The 19575-nt window shown below is 68.0% G+C and carries 14 protein-coding genes; 11 read left to right on the top strand and 3 right to left on the bottom strand.

The genetic code is table 11. The features are described from left to right. Nucleotides 1–66: 66 nt before the first annotated feature. Both uvrA and WJU27_RS18655 read right to left on the bottom strand, forming a co-directional pair. The gene (uvrA, locus tag WJU27_RS18660; RefSeq protein ID WP_341423056.1) at nt 67–5643 is read right to left on the bottom strand and encodes an excinuclease ABC subunit UvrA; all 5577 of its coding nucleotides are present in this window, start codon (nt 5641–5643) and stop codon (nt 67–69) included. A gap of 128 nt (nt 5644–5771) precedes the next feature. Then, entirely contained in the window at nt 5772–6434 is a 663-nt protein-coding gene (locus WJU27_RS18655) for a S1 family peptidase (protein ID WP_020166016.1), read from the bottom strand. 117 nt (nt 6435–6551) lie between these two features. Here WJU27_RS18655 and WJU27_RS18650 point away from each other — a divergent pair, with 117 nt between their 5' ends. Together WJU27_RS18650 and WJU27_RS18645 are read left to right on the top strand one after the other, a co-directional pair. Beyond that, nucleotides 6552–7820, top strand: coding sequence for a dicarboxylate/amino acid:cation symporter (locus WJU27_RS18650; protein ID WP_341423054.1), 1269 nt, complete (start codon nt 6552–6554; stop codon nt 7818–7820). A gap of 49 nt (nt 7821–7869) precedes the next feature. Next, the gene (locus tag WJU27_RS18645) at nt 7870–8793 is read left to right on the top strand and encodes a ZIP family metal transporter (RefSeq protein ID WP_232416084.1); all 924 of its coding nucleotides are present in this window, start codon (nt 7870–7872) and stop codon (nt 8791–8793) included. A gap of 144 nt (nt 8794–8937) precedes the next feature. Here the strand turns inward: WJU27_RS18645 and mltA are convergent, their stop codons facing one another. After that, nucleotides 8938–10236, bottom strand: coding sequence for a murein transglycosylase A (mltA, locus tag WJU27_RS18640; RefSeq protein WP_341423053.1), 1299 nt, complete (start codon nt 10234–10236; stop codon nt 8938–8940). A 44-nt stretch (nt 10237–10280) separates the two neighbouring features. Between mltA and WJU27_RS18635 the strand changes: the two genes are divergently transcribed. From WJU27_RS18635 to WJU27_RS18595, 9 genes are all read left to right on the top strand, one after another. Beyond that, nucleotides 10281–10487, top strand: coding sequence for a hypothetical protein (locus tag WJU27_RS18635; protein ID WP_296813123.1), 207 nt, complete (start codon nt 10281–10283; stop codon nt 10485–10487). After that, nucleotides 10474–11352, top strand: coding sequence for an ATP-binding protein (locus WJU27_RS18630; RefSeq protein ID WP_020166021.1), 879 nt, complete (start codon nt 10474–10476; stop codon nt 11350–11352). The genes WJU27_RS18635 and WJU27_RS18630 overlap by 14 nt, the downstream gene beginning before the upstream one ends. Then, a complete protein-coding gene (locus WJU27_RS18625; protein WP_341423052.1) occupies nt 11352–12302 on the top strand; it encodes a Nudix family hydrolase in 951 nt (316 codons plus the stop codon). The genes WJU27_RS18630 and WJU27_RS18625 overlap by 1 nt, the downstream gene beginning before the upstream one ends. Before the next feature lie 3 nt (nt 12303–12305). Beyond that, the gene (locus WJU27_RS18620; RefSeq protein WP_341423051.1) at nt 12306–13184 is read left to right on the top strand and encodes a TraB/GumN family protein; all 879 of its coding nucleotides are present in this window, start codon (nt 12306–12308) and stop codon (nt 13182–13184) included. A gap of 92 nt (nt 13185–13276) precedes the next feature. Beyond that, complete coding sequence (locus tag WJU27_RS18615) at nt 13277–15310, top strand: methyl-accepting chemotaxis protein (protein WP_341423050.1); 2034 nt, start codon at nt 13277–13279, stop codon at nt 15308–15310. Nucleotides 15311–15335: 25 nt separating this feature from the next. Further along, nucleotides 15336–17039: a diguanylate cyclase gene (locus tag WJU27_RS18610; RefSeq protein WP_020166025.1), complete on the top strand. Its 1704-nt coding sequence runs from the start codon at nt 15336–15338 to the stop codon at nt 17037–17039. A gap of 49 nt (nt 17040–17088) precedes the next feature. After that, a complete protein-coding gene (locus tag WJU27_RS18605; protein ID WP_296813118.1) occupies nt 17089–17934 on the top strand; it encodes a 23S rRNA (adenine(2030)-N(6))-methyltransferase RlmJ in 846 nt (281 codons plus the stop codon). A gap of 9 nt (nt 17935–17943) precedes the next feature. Beyond that, entirely contained in the window at nt 17944–18384 is a 441-nt protein-coding gene (locus WJU27_RS18600; protein WP_020166027.1) for a DUF2721 domain-containing protein, read from the top strand. 78 nt (nt 18385–18462) lie between these two features. After that, on the top strand, nt 18463–19575 hold the full coding sequence (locus WJU27_RS18595) for an FIST N-terminal domain-containing protein (RefSeq protein ID WP_020166028.1): 1113 nt from the start codon (nt 18463–18465) through the stop codon (nt 19573–19575).

The following is a 19575-nucleotide window of genomic DNA, read 5'->3' as shown; positions in this document are numbered from 1 at the left end:
CGGGCGGCGGCGGCGGCCGACGTCACCTGCCCGAGTGGCCGATCGACAAGGAAACGGTGCGAGCTGTCAGCGATGCCGCGCGGCGCGGAAACGCGCCAGTTCGCGAGCCGTGTGCGATGTGGCAGCGTGCGCCAGCAGATCGGCCGGCGCACCGGCCGCCACCACGCGCCCCCCGCCGTCGCCGCCTTCCGGGCCGAGATCGATGATCCAGTCCGCCTCGGCCATCAGGTCGAGGTCGTGCTCGATCACCACGACCGAATGGCCGGCATCGACCAGCCTGTGCAGCACGCCGATCAGCTTGGCGATGTCGGCCATGTGCAGGCCGGTGGTCGGCTCGTCCAGCACGTAAAGCGTGTGCGGATTGCCGCGGCCGCGCCGCGCGTTGGCAGGGTCGCTGGCGTCGGCCGGCGACTTCGCCAGTTCGGTCACCAGCTTCATGCGCTGCGCCTCGCCACCGGACAGCGTCGGGCTGTGCTGGCCCAGCGTCAGATAGCCCAGCCCCACCTCCTGCATCAGCTTCAGCGTGTCGGCGAGCTTGCGATGGACAGCGAAGAATTCGACTGCCTCGTCCACGCTCATCGCCAGCACGTCCGCAATGCTCTTGCCGCGCCAGATGACGGCGCGCGTTTCCGAGTTGAAGCGCGCGCCGTTGCAGGCCTCGCACAGCACGCGCACGTCCGGCAGGAAGGACATTTCGATCTGCCGCAGGCCCTGCCCCTCGCACACCGGGCAGCGTCCGGGGCCGGTGTTGAACGAGAAGCGCGCAGCGGTGAAGCCGCGCTCGCGCGCGTCCTGGGTGTCGGCGTACAGCTTTCGTATCTGGTCCCAGAAGCCGATGTAGGTGGCCGGGCAGGAGCGCGGCGTCTTGCCGATCGGCGTCTGGTCGACTTCGAGCACGCGGCCAAGCGCGCCCCAGCCTTCGATGTCGGCGCAGCCGGTCAGTGTGGCCTTGGGGTCGTTCAGCCGCGCAGCCACGCCATCGCGCAGCACGTCGCGCGCAAGTGAGGACTTGCCGGAGCCGGACACACCGGTCATCACCACCAGCCGACCGAGCGGCACCTGCACGTCCATGCCTTTCAGGTTGTGCAGCGTGGCGCCGCGCACCAGCAGCGACGGCGTGTCGTCGGTGACCGGCCGGCGCGCCCTGAAGCTGTGATCCAGCGGGCGGGCGAGGAAGCGGCCGGTGATGGATTCCGGCTGCTTTGCCAGATCGCTGGCGTGGCCTTCGGCGATCACCTCGCCGCCGAGCCGGCCGGCGCCCGGGCCGAGGTCGATCACGTGGTCGGCGCGCAAGATCGTGTCCTCGTCGTGCTCGACCACCAGCAGCGTGTTGCCCTTGTCGCGCAGCTTCACCAGCGTGTCGAGCAGTACCTGGTTGTCGCGCGGATGCAGGCCTATGGTGGGTTCGTCCAGCACGTAGCAGACGCCGCGCAGATTCGAGCCGAGCTGGGCCGCGAGGCGGATGCGCTGCGCCTCGCCGCCGGACAGCGTGGGCGCGGCGCGGTCCAGCGACAGATAGCCGAGGCCGACTTCGCTGAGGAAGTGCAGCCGGCTGTTCAGCTCCGCGATCACGTCGCGCGCGATCTCGCCCTCGCGGCCTTCGAGCGACCAGCCGGCGATGGCGGTCTGCAGCGCCGACACCGGCTGCGCACTCAGCTGCGCGATGGACTGGCCGAACAGCTTCACGTTGCGCGCGACCGGATTCAGCCGCTCGCCGTGGCAGGCCGGACATTCTTCCGGTTCCCCTTCCTGCCACTCGTTCCAGGTCGCTTCCTCGCCGGTCTGTTCGGCGTCGAAACCCTGCAGCTTGAGGCCGGTGCCCATGCACTTCGGACACCAGCCGTGCTTGGAGTTGAACGAGAACAGGCGCGGGTCGAGCTCGGCGAAACCGGTACCGCAGCTCGGGCAGGCGCGCTGGGTCGAGTACACCTCGACGGTCGGCAGCGGCGCGTCCGGCTGACCGAGGCGGTCCAGCGGCGACATCAGGTGCAGCACGCCCTTGCCGTGTTCCAGCGCCTGCCGCACCGCGTCGCGCAGCGTGCGCTCGTCACGCTCGTTCACGACGAAATCGCGGATCGGCAGTTCTATCGTGTGTTCCTTGAAGCGGTCCAGCCGCGGCCAGGGCGAGGTCGGCAGGAATTCGCCATCGACCCGCAGATGGGTATGGCCGTGCGACTTCGCCCAGCGCGCCAGTTCGGTGTAGTAGCCCTTGCGGTTGATCACCAGCGGCGCCAGCAGGCCGATATGCTGGCCGCGCCGCTCGCGCAGGATGCGCGCCACCATCGCGTCCTCGCTCTGCGGCGCGATCGCACAGCCGCAGTCCGGGCAGTGCTGCACGCCCAGCTTCACGTACATCAGGCGCAGGAAGTGGTAGATCTCGGTCTGCGTGGCCACCGTGCTCTTGCGACCGCCGCGGCTGGTGCGCTGCGCGATCGCCACCGCCGGCGGAATGCCGAACACGCCGTCGACGTCGGGCTTGCTCTCCGGCTGCACGAACTGGCGTGCGTAGGCGTTCAGCGACTCGAGGTAGCGCCGCTGCCCCTCGCCGAACACGATGTCGAAAGCCAGCGTCGATTTGCCGGAGCCGGACACGCCGGTCACCACGGTGAAGCGCTCGCGCGGAATGTCGACCTCGATGTTCTTCAGGTTGTGCTCGCGTGCACGGTGCACGACGATGCTGTTCGCGGCGCGGGCGCGCAATGCGCTGTGCGCCGCGTCCTGCTGCTCGACCGGCGCCACCTCGTGCGCGGCCTGCGAGAAGGTATCCGCCAGCCGGTACTCGGCCAGCGCGCGCCCGGTATGCGATGCAGCGCAGCCGATGATCTGCGCCGGCGTGCCTTCGAACACGAGCTGGCCGCCGTCCTCGCCCGCCTCGGGACCGAGGTCGATCAGCCAGTCGGCCGCCGCGATCACGTCGAGGTTGTGCTCGATCACCAGCACCGTGTGGCCGGCGTCGAGCAGCTTGGCAAAGGCGCCGAGCAGGCGTGCGATGTCGTCGAAGTGCAGGCCGGTGGTCGGCTCATCAAGCAGGAAAAGCTTTCCGCCCTCTGCAGAACCTTTCTTCGCGCCCTTGGCGCCTTTCACGTTCGCCGCCTCGGCCAGGAAGCCGGCCAGCTTCAGCCGCTGCGCCTCGCCGCCGGACAGCGTGGGCACCGGCTGGCCCAGTGTCACGTAGTCCAGACCGACGTCGATCAGCGCCTGCAGGCCGTTCACCGCCGCGTCGACGTGGCGCTTCAGCGTGCGCTCGTGCGTGGCCAGTTCGGACAGCCAGTCGCGCGCGTCGCGCACCGTCATCGCCAGCACGTCGGAAATGCTGCGCCCGTCGAGCCGGATCTCACGCACTTCGGCGCGGTAGCGGCTGCCGTCGCAGTCCGGGCAGCGCAGGTACACGTCGGACAGGAACTGCATTTCGACGTGTTCGAAACCGGTGCCGCCGCAGGTCGGGCAACGGCCCTTGCCGGCGTTGAACGAGAAGGTGCCGGCGGTGTAGCCGCGCTGCTTCGCCTCGGCCTGCAGCGCGAACAGTTCGCGCATCGGGTCGAAAGCGCCGACGTGGGTGACCGGGTTGGAGCGCGCGCTCTTGCCGATCGGCGACTGGTCCACCATCACCACGTCGGCGATATGTTCCAGCCCTTCGAGTGCGTCGTGTTCGCCGGCCGCTTCGGTCGGCCGGCCGTAATGCTTCAGCAGCGCCGGGTGCAGCACGTCCTGGATCAGCGTGGACTTGCCGGAGCCGGACACGCCGGTCACCGCGACCAGGCGGCCGAGCGGAATCGCGATGTCGACGTTCTTCAGATTGTGCGCACGCGCGCCGCGCAGCAGCAGGCGCGGCGTGACGGCATCGACCGCCCGGCGGCTGCCGAGCGCGGCGTCCACCTTGCGGCGGCCGGCCAGATAGTCAGCGGTCAGCGTGTCGGCGCCGGCCATCGCGGCCGGCGCGCCGTCGAACACGATGTGCCCGCCGCGCGTGCCGGCACCCGGGCCGATGTCGAGCAGGCGGTCGGCGTGACGCATGATCTGCGGGTCGTGCTCGACCACCACCAGCGTGTTGCCGGCGTCCTTCAGTCGCTGCATCACGCCGATCACCCGCTCCATGTCGCGCGGATGCAGGCCGATCGACGGCTCGTCCAGCACGAACAGCGTGTTCACCAGCGACGTGCCGAGCGCGGTCGTCAGGTTGATGCGCTGCACCTCGCCGCCGGACAGCGTGCGCGACTGCCGGTCGAGGTTCAGATAGCCCAGGCCGACCGTGCACAGATAGCCGAGCCGGGTACGGATTTCCGCCATCAGTTCTTCGGTGGCCGAATCCAGCGGCGGCGGCAGGACCAGCGCGTCCATCATCGCGCGCAGCTTCACCACCGGCCAACGCATCAGGTCATGTATCGACTGGCCTTCTATCTTCCACAGCGCCGCGTCCGGCTTGAGCCGGCTGCCGCCGCAGGCCGGGCACGGCGTATAGGCCCGGTAGCGCGACAGCAGCACCCGGATGTGCATCTTGTAGGCCTTGGTTTCCAGCCACTCGAAGAAGTGACGCACGCCATACCAGGTACCCGGCCAGGACTTCTGCCAGCTCTTCCATTTCGGGTCGCCTTCGAGCACCCACTGGCGGTGTTCAGGCGACAGCTCGTTGAACGGTACATCGAGCGGCACACCGTACTTCGGCGCCAGCTTTTCCAGGTCGGTCTGGCACTCGTTGTAGGACTCGGTCTGCCAGGGCTTCACCGCACCGCCGCGCAAGGTCTTGCGGCCGTCCGGAATGACCAGGCCGAAATCGATGCCGATGACGCGGCCGAAACCGCGGCAGGTTTCGCAGGCGCCAATCGGCGAATTGAACGAGAAGGTGGCCGGCATGGCCGGGCTGTAGGCGATGTCGCAGTCGGCGCAGTGCAGCGTGTTCGAGAAGGCCCAGCGCTCGCCGCCCTCGCTGTCCAGCAGCTGCACGTGCATGCGGCCGTGACCGAGCTTCAGCGCCGCCTCGACCGCCTCGGCGATGCGCGATTCGCCGGCATTGCCGGCGCGGAAACGGTCCTGCACGACCTGCAGCACATTGCCTTCGCGCGCGTGGATGCGGGTGTAGCCCTGGCGCTCCAGCCAGCCCTGCACTTCGGCGTCGGTGAAGTTGTCGGGCACGGTGACCGGCGCGGTCACCGCCAGCCGCGGATCACCGGCGGCTGCGGCACGTTCGGCGATCCGGTGTGCGATGCGGTCGGCGCTGTCGGCCTGCACCGGCTTGCCGCAGCAGCGGCAGTGCAGCGTGGCCACCCGGGCAAACAGCAGTTTCAGGTGATCGTTCAGTTCGGTCATCGTGCCGACCGTCGAACGCGAAGTGCGCACCTGGTTGGTCTGGTCGATCGCGATGGCCGGCGGCACGCCTTCGATGCGGTCCACCTGAGGCGCGTCCATGCGGTCGAGGAACTGCCGCGCGTAGGGCGAGAAGGTTTCGACGTAGCGGCGCTGGCCTTCGGCATACAGCGTGTCGAACACCAGCGAGGACTTGCCGGAACCGGACACGCCGGTCACGACCGTGAGCTTGCCGAGCGGAAAGTCGACGTCGAGGTTCTTCAGATTGTTCTGCCGCACGCCACGCAGGCGGATGGCGGCTTCGGGCGCGGCGGCCACGGGACGATAGCTTTTGCGGGACACGATGGACGGAGTTCGGTGAGTTGGTCGCGAGCTTAGCAGCGACGACGGATTCTGCAGGCGCGGCGCCAACGGCGATGGGCAACCGGGCACGCGCCGGCGGTCGAAACCGCGGCCGCGATCGCGTGCAATCAGCGTTCCCGTGGCCGCAGGAAGTCCGGCATGTCGGCCGGCGCGGCCCTCCAGAACGGTACCGTGCGCGCGGCGTCGATATCGGCCTCCAGCCATTCGATCGGGATCGCGTAGCGCTCCTCGCCGGCGGTCTTCGCGACGAAGGCGAGGATGCCGACCAGTTCGCCGGCCACGTTGAACAGGCCGCCGCCGCTGTCACCGATCGCGAATGGCACGCTCACCTGCATCACCGGCGCGCCGTCCATGTCGAAGGTCTTGTCCAGCGCGCCGACCAGCAGACGCACATCCACGCCGTAGGCGCCATTGAAGCCAAGCAGCCGGTCACCCGGCTTCAGGTCACCGGCACGGGCGATCTTGGCCGCCGGGGCCGCCAGTTCCGGCACCGACAGCACGCACAGGTCGCGCCAGTCGTCGCGGCGCAGCACGCTGGCCGGCTTCGCCACGTACTGATAACTGGCCTTCAGCGACTTCGCGCCGGCGATCACGTGACAGGCGGTCGCCACCCGCTGCCCCGGCAGTACGACGCCGCTGCCGATCGAAATGGAGCCGTCCGGCTGTTCCGCCTGCACCCGCACGGTCGTCTGGATAGCGGTGGCGATATTCATCGCCTGCGCCGAACAGGCGGTAAAGGCGAATCCGAGGGCGGCGATCGTTGTTCTCATAGCGGGCTCCGGTCGGCAGGCTCAAATGCTGGCTGCGCTTCCGACTTCGGCCCACGCACTTGGTTTCATCGGTGGGCGCCAATGGTATGGTCGGGAAAAATCGCGGAGAAAATGCGCATGCGGCTGACGATGAACACGCAGATCCTGATCGGCGCGCTGGTCGGCGTCGGTCTTGGCCTCGCCCTCGGCGCGCAGCCGGACAATGCCACGACACGCGTGCAGGGGCTTTACCTCGCCGGGCTGATCGGCGGCATCTTCATCGCGCTGCTGAAGATGGTGCTGGTGCCGCTGGTGTTCTCGTCCATCGTCGTCGGTGTGGCCCACCTGCGCGAGCACGGCAACATCCGCCGCGTCTGGGTGACCACGCTGCTGTTCTACCTGCTCACCGTCACCATCGCCGTCATTCTGGGCATCACGGCGGCCAATGTATTCAAGCCCGGCGCCGGCATGCACCTTGACATGTTCGCCGACGCGCTGGCCGGCTTTCAGGCCAAGCAGCTGCCGTTTCCCGACTTCGTCCAGCAGTTCCTGACCGGTCTGTTCAAGAACCCGTTCTCCGCACTGGCCGGCGGCGACATCGTCGCGCTGGTGGTGTTCGCGCTCATCCTCGGCATCGCGCTGGTGCAGGCCGGCGACCGCTACCCGATCATCAATCGCGGCATGGAGGAGATGCAGGACCTGTCGCTGCGCATCGTCGGCGCCATCATGAAACTGGCCCCCTGGGGCATCGCCGCGCTGCTGGCCAGACTGATCGCGACACAGGATCTGGCGCTGCTGGAAACGATGGCGCGCTTCGTCTCGGTCGTGCTCGGCACCACGCTGTTCCACGGCGTCGTCGTGCTGCCCGGCCTGCTGTGGCTGATCACCCGCGTCACACCGCTGGCGCTGTGGCGCGGCGGTCGCGAATCCTTCCTGACCGCGCTGGCCACCAGCTCCAGTTCTGCAACGATGCCGATCACGATGCGCGTGACGCAGACGAACTTCGGCGTGCGCCCGGCCACCGTCGGCTTCGTCGTGCCGGTCGGCACGACGATGAACATGGATGGCACGGCGCTGTACGAGGCGGCCGCAGCGCTGTTCATTGCCAGCCTGGTCGGCATCGAACTGAGCGCCGGCCAGCAGATCGTCGTCTGCGTGATGTCCATGCTGGCTGCGGTCGGCGCACCGGGCATCCCGAGTGCCGGCATGGTCACGATGGTGATGGTGCTGCAGTCGGTCGGGCTGCCGGCCGAGGCGATCGCCATCCTGCTGCCGATAGACCGGCTGCTCGATGCGGTCCGCACGGTAGTCAATGTCGAGGGCGACATCGTCGGCAGCATCGTGGTCGACCACGTCGCCGGCGCAGACGCGCCTCACGATCCAGCGAATCTTGAGGCGCGCGCCTGAGGGGCGCATTTATGATGCAGTGCACGAACACGCCTTCGCGATGACCGCCATGGACCCGACCCCCGCCACCTCGCCGGGCGCACCGCGCCCCGGCCCGCTCTTTCCGTGGATGCGTCTCGACCCGGCGTTGCAGTTCCTGCTGATGATAGGGCTGGCCGCGGTGCTGGCCCTGCTGTCCTGGGCCTTCGCCGACTCGCGCGCACCGCAGGCCATGCATCTGGGCCTGCTGGCCGGACTGGCCGGCTTCGCCGCCACCGCCATCGGTGCAGCACCGGCGCTGGGCCTGCGCTCGCTCGGCCAGCGCGGTTCCGACGTGCTGCTCGGCTTCGGCGCCGGCATGATGCTGGCCGCCTCCTCCTTCTCGCTCATCGTGCCCGGCCTGGCCGCCGGCGAAGACCTGACCGGCTCACGCAGCCTGGGCGCAGCGGTGGTGGTCACCGGCATGGCACTCGGCGTCTGGCTGATGATGATGCTCGACGCGATGACGCCGCACGAGCACGAGCACTGCGGCAGTTGCGGCCCGGAAACGCGGATGGGCCGCGTCTGGCTGTTCGTCAATGCCATCGCATTGCACAACCTGCCGGAAGGCATGGCGATGGGCGTGTCCTTCTCGCAGGCGGACATGGCGGTCGGCCTGCCGCTGTCGACCGCGATTGCAATACAGGACATTCCGGAGGGCCTGGCCGTCGCGGTCGCGCTGCGCGCGGTCGGCATGTCGCCGCTGAAGGCGGTGGGCATCGCCGCGCTGAGTGGTTTCATGGAACCGCTGGGCGCGCTGATCGGCGTCGGGCTGTCCAGCAGCTTCGCGCTGTTCTACCCCGGCGGGCTCGGCCTCGCCGCCGGCGCGATGATTTTCGTCGTGTCGCACGAAGTCATCCCGGAAACCCACCGCAACGGCCACGAGAAAGCGGCCACGCTGGGGTTGATGGCGGGCTTCATGGTGATGATGGTGCTCGATACGACCTTGGGCTGAGGGTCTTACTCCGGCCGCGATCGGGGGCGTGTTTTCTTGTGGAGCGACCTCTGGTCGCGATACGGCTTCGACCGGCCGCGGGCTTCGATCCAGGCCGCCATCGCGAGCAAGCTCGCTCTCACAGAAACCCTTGCTGCGGTCCGCTCAGTTACCCGGCGTCACGCCATTCGGCAGCAGCACCCACATCCGGCCCTGCTGCTTCATCTTCCCCGCCAGGGCGCCGGCTTCCGGGCCGAAACCCCAGAAGAAGTCTGCGCGTACGCCGCCCTTGATGGCGCCGCCGGTGTCCTGCGCCATCATGAGCCGGCGCAGCGGCTGGCTGCTGTTCGGGCGCGTGGTATCCAGCCACACCGGCGCGCCAAGCGGCACGCTGCGCGGATCGATCGCGATGACGCGACCACCCGCGATCGGCACGCCGAGCGCACCGAGCGGGCCTTCGGGCAGGCCGGGCGCCTGCTTGCCTATCGGCAGTTCGCGGAAGAACACATAGCTCGGATTGGCCGCCATCATCGTCGCGACACGCGACGGATTGGCGCGCGCCCACTCGCGTATGCCCTGCATCGACGCCTGTTCGAGCTTCAGTTCGCCCTGATCCACCAGCCAGCGACCGATGGACTGGTAGGGGTGGCCGTTCTGGTCGGCATAACCGACGCGCACCCGGCTGCCGTCCGGCAATTCGACCTGGCCCGAACCCTGCACCTGCAGGAAGAACACGTCGATCGCATCGGCTGCCCAGAACAGCGCCTTGCGGTCCAGTTCAGCGGCGCGGGCATCCAGTTCGGCGCGCGTCCAGTAGGGTACGACCTTGCGCCCGTCGAGGCGGCCGCGCAGCCGCATGTTCTTCAGATCCGGATGCACGCTGGCAAGATCGATCACCAGCAAGTCGTCCGGCACGCCGTGGATCGCGTACTTGTATGCGCCGCCGCGCGTGCGGTTGGCTTTCAGCAGCGGTTCGTAATAGCCGGTGACCAGACCCTGGTCGCTGCCGTCGCCATTGAGCAGTTGCCAGGGGCGGAAGAAGGATTCGTAGAACGCACGCACCGCGGCGCGGTCTGTCGCATCGAGCATGACCAGCGCGGCGCAGGGCTCCGCCCAGCCTGGCTTGTTCGCCACCGCGCTGCACGACGCGCGCAGCGCCGGCAGGGATTCGCGCAGGTCGTCGTCGCTCCAGCCTTCGAGCGCGGCCCACTCGGCTGCCACCAGCTTCGGTGGCAGCGGCTTCGCCTCGGGAGCCGGCGGCGGCGGGCACACCGGGCAGGCGGCGCAAGCCGGGCACGCCGGACAGCTCTGCGGAACGGGCTGCGGCGCAGGCGGACACACCGGGGCTGCGACCGGCGCCGGCTCCACGCGGGGCGCCGGCTTCGGCGTGCCGGCACAGGCCGCCAGCAGCAAAGACACACACATCAGGACACCTGCGCTGCGCAGGCGGATTTGCTGGAACATCGGGATTTATTTAGATTGGTGCGCCCGCGAGCGCCGAGTGCGCAATGATAACGAGCACCCGCCCGAGAGGCGGGTGCGACGACAACGAAAGCTTCATTCCCATGTGGTTATTCCTGCTTGAAGCCGGCACCGCGCTGGCGCTTTTCCTGTTCATCCTGTGGTGGACCCTGCCCAAGAAGGAAAAGGACTCCGCCGACGACAACGGCACCACCCCGTCCGGCAACAAGGAGGGTGACCGTGAACAACCGTGATGGTTTCGAAAGCCTGATTGCGCGCGCGCACGCGCTGTTCGACCGGCTGGAGCAGATCCTGCCGCCGGCACCGGTCGAACCGGACTGGAAGGCGATCGCCTTCCGCTGGCGTCGCAGCAACGGCCGTGGCCGTCTGGAAGCGGTCGCCCATCCGCACAAGCTCCGCCTGACCGACCTGCGCGACATCGACGTGCAGAAGGCGCGCATCAAGGCCAACACGCAGCAGTTCGTCGATGGCAAACCGGCCAACAACGTGCTGCTGACCGGCGCCCGCGGCACCGGGAAGAGCTCGCTGGTGAAGGCGCTGCTGAACGAATACGCGAAGAAGGGCCTGCGTCTGATCGAGGTCGACCGCGACGATCTGACCGACCTGCCGGACATCACCGACCTGATCGCCAGCCGGCCCGAGCGCTTCATCATCTACTGCGACGACCTGTCCTTCGAATCCGGCGAACCCGGCTACAAGGCGCTGAAGAGCATCCTCGACGGCTCGGTGTCGGCGGTGCTCGACAACGTGCTCATCTACGCAACCTCCAATCGCCGCCACCTGATGCCCGAGTACTTCTCGGAGAACCGGGAGGCGAAGCACGTCGACGGCGAAGTGCACCCGGGCGAGGCAATCGAGGAAAAGGTGTCGCTGTCCGAACGTTTCGGGCTGTGGCTGTCCTTCTACCCCTTCGACCAGGACGCCTACCTGAACATCGTGAACCACTGGCTCAAGAGATTCGGCCTGAGCGCGGCCGACATCGAAGCCGCGCGCAGCGCCGCACTGCTGTGGTCGCTCGAACGCGGCGCCCGCAGCGGCCGCGTCGCCTGGCAGTTCGCGCGCGACTGGGCCGGCCAGCACGCCGCGCGGGGCAAGTAATGAGCGAACGCAAGCAGGTGGCCGTGGCGGCCGCCGTCATCTTCCGCGACGGACCGCACAGCCGGGAGTTCCTGCTCGGCCAGCGCGCGCCCGGCACCTTCTACCCGGGCTACTGGGAGTTTCCGGGCGGCAAGGTGGAAAAGGGCGAGGCGCCGGTCGACGCGCTGAAGCGCGAACTGGACGAGGAACTGGGCATCCACGTCGAACACTGCACGCCGTGGATCACGCTGACACACGAGTACGAGCACGCGCACGTGCGGCTGCATTTCTTCCGCGTCGAGCGCTGGAGCGGCCGCGTGCATGACCACGTGCACAGTGCGCTGGCCTGGCAGTCCGCCGATGCGCTCACCGTGTCGCCGATGCTGCCGGCCAACGGCCCGGTCATGAAATCGCTGCGCCTGCCGTCGCGGATGGCGGTGACGCACGCCTTCCAGATCGGCGCTGCCGCCCAGCTCGACGCGATCCACCAGGCCTGCCGCCGCGGCCGACTGCTGCTGCAGATCCGCGAGCCGGTGCTTGACTCCCCGGCGCTCGGCTTCGCGCGAGAGGCGATACGGATTGCGCACGAGCACGGCTGCCCGGCGGTGCTGAATGGCAACGTCGAAATGGCGAAGGAACTGGGCGCCGACGGCGTGCACCTGAAGGCCGCCCAGCTGGCGGGGCTTGCCGTGCGGCCCGATTTCGAGTGGGTCGGCGCCTCCTGCCACACGGCGGACGAGCTGGCGCAGGCGGTTCGCCTGGGCCTGGACTACGCGGTCGCCGGTTCGGTGCTGCCGACCGCCAGCCACCCCGAGGGCGACACCCTGGGCTGGGACGGCCTTGCGGCGCTGATCGCCGGCAGCCCGCTGCCGGTGTTCGCCATCGGCGGCCTCGACGACAGCCATCTTGCGCGCGCCCAGGACTGCGGTGCGCACGGCATTGCCGCCATCCGCGGCGCCTGGGTGCTGTAAACAATGGATCGCCGCCGCTTCCTGCTGCAGCTGGCCGCGCTCGCCGCCCTGCCGTCGCGACTGCGCGCGGCGGAAGCGGATTATTCGCGCGGGCTGCTGTGGGCGGTGCGCAGCGGCGACGCGCCGGTGAGCCACCTTTACGGCACGCTGCACAGTGGCGATCCGCGCGTGCTGGCGCGTGCGTCACCACTGCGCGCGCGCATTGCCGAGGCCCGTCTTTTCATGCCGGAACTGGTGACCGACGCCGAGGCGGTATCCATCTACCAAGCGGCCAGCGTCTACGGCAGCGACGACCTGCCGCGCCGGGTCGGCCGGGCGAAGTGGCCGCGCATCGAGAAAATGCTGGCACTGCACGGCGTCGATCCGCGAGTCGCGGTGCGCCTGCGCCCGTGGGCGGCGCTGCTGACGCTGCTGCAGCCGGTGGCCGCACAGCAACCGTCGCTCGACGAAGCACTGATCACGCTGGCGCGCGCGCAGAAGGTGGCCGTGCGGCCGCTGGAGCAGGTGCAGGAACAGATCGACGCCATCGCGCTGCTGCCGGAGAAGACCCAGATCGCGCTGCTGATCGACGCCGCGCGCCGGCACGACCGCCTGCAGGCCGCCATCGAGCCGATGACCGTCGCCTGGCTGGCCGGCGAGGTGGGCGAACTGTCGCGCATCAACAGCGGGCTGATGTCCGAAGACCTGGCGCTGCGCGAGCATGCCCGGCTGTTCATGCAGTCCCTGCTCGGCGCGCGCAACGCCCGCTTCGCCGAGCGGCTGCTGCCGGAAATCCATGTCGGCGGCGTCTTTGCCGCCTTCGGCGCCTCCCACCTTGCAGGCCCCGACGGGGTGCTCGCGCGCCTCGCTGCGGCCGGCTGTCGAATCGAATCAGTGACTTGACGCTCCAGTTTTTAACAATCGTGCCGTAATCCAGACACGATGAATCGTTCGGCTGGGCATTCCGCCCAGCACGGATGCACAGGAGACGAGCCATGATTTCATTCAACCGTATGTCGGTTGTCAGCCAGCTCTCGATATCGATCGGCCTGCTCTGCGCGGTCATTTTTGTCGCACTGATTGCGGTCGTGTCGGTATCGAGCAATCGCGCTGCGATGGAGCAGACCCAGAGCGCCCTCGGCGATCAGGCCGACGCGACGGCAAAACTGCTCGACTTGAGCTACGAGAACGCGCTCGCCAACGCCGCCAAGGGCATGGCCGCCCTGAGGGGAGCGCTGGGCACGGTCACCATCGACGACGACACGGTGGCCATGGGCAAGTACCCGGCGGTGCGCGTGGCGCGTGCGGGCGGCAACGTACTGAACGGCGACGAAGCCCGGATGAAATCGACGCGCGACCTGATCGGCGCCGATCCGGCCGTGATGGTGCGCGTCGGCGACGAATTCGTCCGCGTGGCGACGCTGCTCAAGGACGCCGAGGGCCGTTCGCAGGCCGGCGTCGCGATCAAGAGCGGACCGGATACCGCGGCGCTGCTCAAGGGCGACAGCTACCAGGGCGTCGTGATGCGCAACGGGCGCTTCTACATTTCCTCGCTCGAACCGATCAAGGACGCCGCCGGTCGCGTGGTCGGCGCACTGTCCGCACGCGTCGACGTGCAGCAGGGCATCGATCAACTGTTCGAATCGCTGAAGTCCATCCGCGTCGGCGAGACTGGCTATATCCACGTGCTCCGACCGGGCGAAAGCGCCGGTGACTCGACCATGCTGTTCCATCCGGTGCATGCCGGCAAGACGGTGAAGGAAATCGGCAACGACACGCTGACCCGCATCATCGGCGAACAGATCAGCAAGAAGAACGGCGACCACATCTACGACTGGCCGAGGGAAGACGGCTCGCTGGCGCCGAAGATCGCGGCCTACCGCCTGTCGGACAACTGGGGCTGGATCGTGTCGTCCGGCGCTCACGTCGAGGAATTCACGCGCTCGAACATCCAGCTGCGCAATCTGCTGATCGGCATCTGCGTCGTCTCGGCGCTGATGTTCGCCGGCCTGACCTGGTGGCTGGCACGCAGCCGCCTCAGTCGCCTGAACAAGGTGTCGGCGGCGATGACCCGCCTCGGCAACGGCGACTTCAGCCAGCGCCTGGATGTGGTGAGCGGCGAGACGCACAACGAACTCGACCTGATTTCGATCCAGATGAACGAGGCGACGCGCAAGACCGCCGCGTTGATCACCGCCACCGCCGAGGCAGCGCGGGCGGTCGGCAATGCGGCGCGCGAACTGCGCGCCGGATCGAGCGAAGTGGTGAATGGTTCGACCGAGCAGAGCAGTGCGGCCGCCGGCCTGGCCGCCGCCATCGAGGAACTGTCGGTCAGCATTACGCACGTGGCCGACAGCGCCGGTGTCGCCGACGGTATCACCCGCGAGGCGCGCAATGCCGCCAACCAGGGCGAACAGAAGCTGTCCAGCATGGTCGAGGGCATGCAGCGCATCGCCGCCGAGATCGGCGACGCCTCGTCGGCGGTGACCGATCTGGCCGGCCGCACGCGGGAAATTTCGAACGTCGGCCGCATCATTCAGGAAATCGCCGAACAGACCAATCTGCTGGCGCTCAACGCGGCAATCGAAGCGGCGCGCGCCGGCGAATCCGGCCGCGGCTTTGCGGTCGTCGCCGACGAGGTGCGCAAGCTGGCCGAGCGCACTGCCGCGTCGACGCAGGAGATCGCCAACATGGTGAGCAGCGTGCAGGCGGACGCCGACAAGGTGGTACGCCGCATCGGCGAGGTCAGCGGTCAGGTCGGCGCCGGCGTGACGCTGGCCACCGAAGCGGGCGAGGTGTTGCGCGTGATCAGCGAACAGAGCGAACGCACCGCTGCGGCGATGAAGGAAATCGCCGCCGCGACGCGCGAGCAGAGCAGCGCCAGCCAGTCGGTGGCGCAGGGCGTCGAACGCATCGCCGGCATGGCCGAGCAGAACGCCGACATCACCCGTCGCGCCGACGGCCAGACACACGGACTCGAAGTGCTGGCCGGCCAGTTGCAGGACAACGTCGGCCGCTTCGTGGTCTGAGCGCCGCCAACCGGACCCCCGCGTCTTGTCCAGCCTGCTTCGATCCAGCCTGCGCCGACGCGGCGTCATCTGGATATTCTGCCTGCTGGTCATCGCCGGCAACTCGGCCTGGGTGTTGCAGAGCATGGACACCCTGGTCGAGGCCAAGACCCCGGTCGAACACGTACAGAACCGGCTGCGCACCAGCCGCGTGCTGCTGGAAACGCTGCTCGAAGCGGAGTCCAGCCTGCGCGGCTACCTGCTGACCGGTGACCGGCGCTTCCTGCAGCCCTATCACAGCGCCCTGACCACACTGCAACGCGTACGCGGCGAGGTGTCGCGGCTGATGTCCGAAGACCCGGCACACGCGCGCCGCGTGCCGGAACTGGACCAGGCCATCGACGACAAGCTGGCCGAACTGGACGAGAAGGCGACGCTTTACATTCAGGGAGACCGTGAGGCCGCACTGCAGCGCGTGGCCGAAGGTCACGGCCGCGAGCGGATGGAACGGGTGCGTCGGCTGATGGACGACTACCGCACCGCCGAACAGGCCATCCTCGACGTGCATTTCGCCCGCCAGGCCGAAGCCATCCGCCACGCCTATCTCACCTTCACAATTTCGACCGCGATCAGCGTGCTGCTGGTCGTACTGGTCGCCTGGCTGATACGCAATTCGGCACGCAGCAGCGCGCAGGCGGAAGCGGAACTGCAGTCGCGCAACCATGCGCTCGCCGACGCACTGGACAGCACGGCACGGCAGAGCGCGCACAGTAATGCGCTGTCCGAACTCGGGCGCTTCCTGCAGTCGTCACGCGACATGGACGAGGCGATGGCGCTGCTCGACCACTACCTGCCCCAGGTCTTCGCAATACCGGCCGGCGCGCTCTACCTGACCGCCGCATCGCGCAACCAGTTGCGACTGGCCTGCCAGTGGGGCGACATTCCGAACGACGAATTCTTCGAACCGGGTGACTGCTGGGGCCTGCGCCGCGGCCAGCCCTACACGCAACCGGATACCGAAGCACCCACCCGCTGCGCTCACCTGCACGCCCCCGAGAACGCCGGCAGCCGCTGCCTGCCGATCACCGCGCACGGCGAGGTGATCGGTCTGATCAGCCTGCATGGCCGCGGTCACGAGCACGCGCTCAGCGAAGAACAGCTGGCGCAGACGCTGGAGCAGGTGGCACTGTCCATAGGCAACCTGCAGCTGCGCGAGACGCTGCGCCAGCAGTCGGTGCGCGACGCGCTGACCGGCCTGTCCAACCGGCGCTACCTCGAGGAATCGCTGGCGCGCGAATGCGCGCGTGCGCAGCGCAAGAACCTGCCGGTCGCGGTATTCATGATCGACGTCGATCACTTCAAGCAGTTCAACGACAGGCACGGCCACGAAGCCGGCGACGCCGTGCTGCGCACGGTCGGCCGGCTGCTGCGCGACCATGCGCGCGAATCGGACATCGCCGCGCGCTACGGCGGCGAGGAATTCACGCTGGTGCTGCCGGAAGCCGACCGCGACGCCGCGCTTGCCCGCGCCGAAATGCTGCGGGCCGCCGTCGAGAACCTCGAACTGAGCTTTCATGGCAACGCGCTCGGCACGCTGACCGTCTCGATCGGCGTCGCCCTCTACCCGCGACACGGCCACTCGCCGACGGATCTGATGCGGGCCGCCGACCAGGCCCTGTACATCGCCAAGCGGAACGGACGCAACCGCGCACACCTGGCGGAGAGCGGCAGCCCGGCCATCGCCGCCTGAGCGTCGGCGGCGCAGCGTATACTCGCGCTCGCCCATACATCGACACACCATGCTCAGCTACCGCCACGCCTTCCACGCCGGCAATCCGGCCGACGTACTGAAGCACTTCGTACTGGTCGAACTGCTGCAGTACCTGAACCAGAAGGACAAACCCTACTGGTACATCGACACGCATGCCGGCGCCGGCGGCTATGCGCTGGACAGCGGCTACGCGGCAAAGAACGCCGAGTACGCCGAGGGCATCGGCAAGCTGTGGGCCGCGCCCGACCTGCCGGCGGCGCTCGGCACCTATGTCGACGTCGTGCGCGCCTTCAATGAAGGCGAGGCGCTGCGCGCCTATCCCGGTTCGCCGATGATCGCGCGCGCCCTGCTGCGCGAGCACGACCGGATGAAGCTGTTCGAACTGCACACGACCGACAACAAGCTGCTCAACGCCGCCTTCGCCGACGCCGGCCGCAGCGTGCGCATCGAGAAGCTGGACGGTTTTTCCAACCTCAGGTCGCTGCTGCCGCCGCCGCCGCGGCGCGCGCTGGTGCTGATCGACCCGCCCTACGAAATGCGCGAGGACTACCGCTACGCCTTCGAAACGCTGCGCGACGCAGTCACCCGCTTTCCGACCGGCACCTACTGCCTGTGGTACCCGCAGCTGCAGCGCATGGAGTCGCGCGACCTGCCGGCCAAGCTCAAGCGCATGAAGATAGACGCCTGGCTGCACGTGTCGCTGACCACGCGCACACCGTCGGCCGACGGTTTCGGCATGCACGGCAGCGGACTGTTCATCGTCAATCCGCCGTGGACGCTGCCGGCCACGCTGAAGGCAACGATGCCCTGGCTCACGAAGACGCTGGCCATCGACGCCGGTGCGAAGTTCGAACTCGATTTCAAGATTCCGTAAGGCCCTGCCATGGTGCTGCAGACCTCGATCGACGCGATCACCCATGCCATCGGCCTCGCCGTGGCCCCGGTGTTTCTGCTCACCGCCATCGCCACGCTGATCACCACGCTGAACAACCGGCTCGGTCGCATCATCGACCGCCGCCGCGTCGTGCTGGCGCGCGGTGGCCAGCAATGCGAAGACGAAACGATGAGCAATGCCACCGAGCTCGAACTGCTGTCGCGGCGTGCGAAGCTGGTCTATCTGGCCATCCTGTTTGCCGTCGCCTCGGCGCTGATGGTCTGTCTGGTCGTGTCCTGCGCCTTCTTCGGCGTGCTGTTCACGGTGGTGCTGGCCGATCTGCTGGCCGGCTTCTTCGTGCTCGCCATGCTGGCGCTGATCACGTCGCTGAGCCTCTTCCTGCGCGAAGTGTTCGTCGCGGTCTTCACCGCCACCCACGCCAACCGCTGACAACCCGACACAATCGGCATCTAAAGCCCTCCAGAGCGCCGGCCGTTGACCCTGTGCACAAGGTCGACGGAGGGCTCCATGGCGATCAACACCTGCTACGGCGCCAGCGCGTCGGCCGATCCGGTCCGCGCGGTGGCCGAACTGGCGGCACAGACCGGCAGCACCGACAAGGACGGACTGCTGTTCTTCTGCTCGCCGGATTTCGACCTCGCGGCGCTGGGTCGCGAACTGGCGCGGACCTACAGGTGCCCGACGGTCGGCTGCACCTCGTCCGGCCACTTCGGCCCGGCAGGCTTCCAGCGCTCGGGCATCATCGGCGTCACCTTTTCGGGCGGCGGACTGCGCCTGCGCACCTATCCGGTGACCCCGCTGGCCGCCTACGTCGACCAGGTGAGCTGCATCGCCGAGGACATCCGCGCCCGGTCGGACGCGACACCCGATCTGAACCGCTTCGGCATGCTGCTGGTGGATGGCCTGTCGATGGCCGAGGAAAGGCTGGTCGCCGCGCTCTACCAGCACGTCGGCAACCTGCCGCTGATCGGCGGTTCGGCCGGCGACAACCTGAAGTTCGAACACACCTACGTCTACACGGATGGCCTCTTCCTGAGCGATGCCGCAGTGTTCACGCTGTTCGAGACCACCCATCCGGTGGCTACCATCAAGACCCAGCATTTCGCGGCCGGCGACACGGAGCTGGTCATCACGAGCGCCGACCCCGAGCGGCGCATCATTCATGAAATGAATGGCGAACCCGCCGCCACCGCCTATGCTGAAGCGATAGATCAGCGCATCGAGGCGCTGACGCCCGCGGTGTTCTCGCGCCATCCTCTGGTGCTGCAGCTCGGCGGCGATGCCTATGTGCGATCGATCCAGAAGGTGAACGATGACCTGTCGCTGTCCTGCTACTGCGCCATCGACGAAGGTCTCGTCGTATCCATCGGCCATGTACTCGACCCCTTGCAGACGGTCGCCGACGCGATGGCCGAGCTGCACCGCACGGTGCCCGATCCGGCACTGGTGCTCGGCTGCGACTGCATACTGCGTCGGCTGGAGTTCGAGCAGACAGCGATCGATGGCGACATGAGCAGCCTGATGGCAGCCAACCGGCTGTTCGGCTTCTACACCTATGGCGAGCAGTACAACGGCCTGCACGTGAATCAGACGCTGACCGCCGTGGCGATCGGAGGATAG

It is taken from the genome of Methyloversatilis sp. NSM2, assembly GCF_038066675.1.
GTDB lineage: Bacteria > Pseudomonadota > Gammaproteobacteria > Burkholderiales > Rhodocyclaceae > Methyloversatilis > Methyloversatilis discipulorum_A.
Note: the sequence above shows the minus strand (reverse complement) of the source record. Positions and strands in the feature narration are given on the sequence as shown.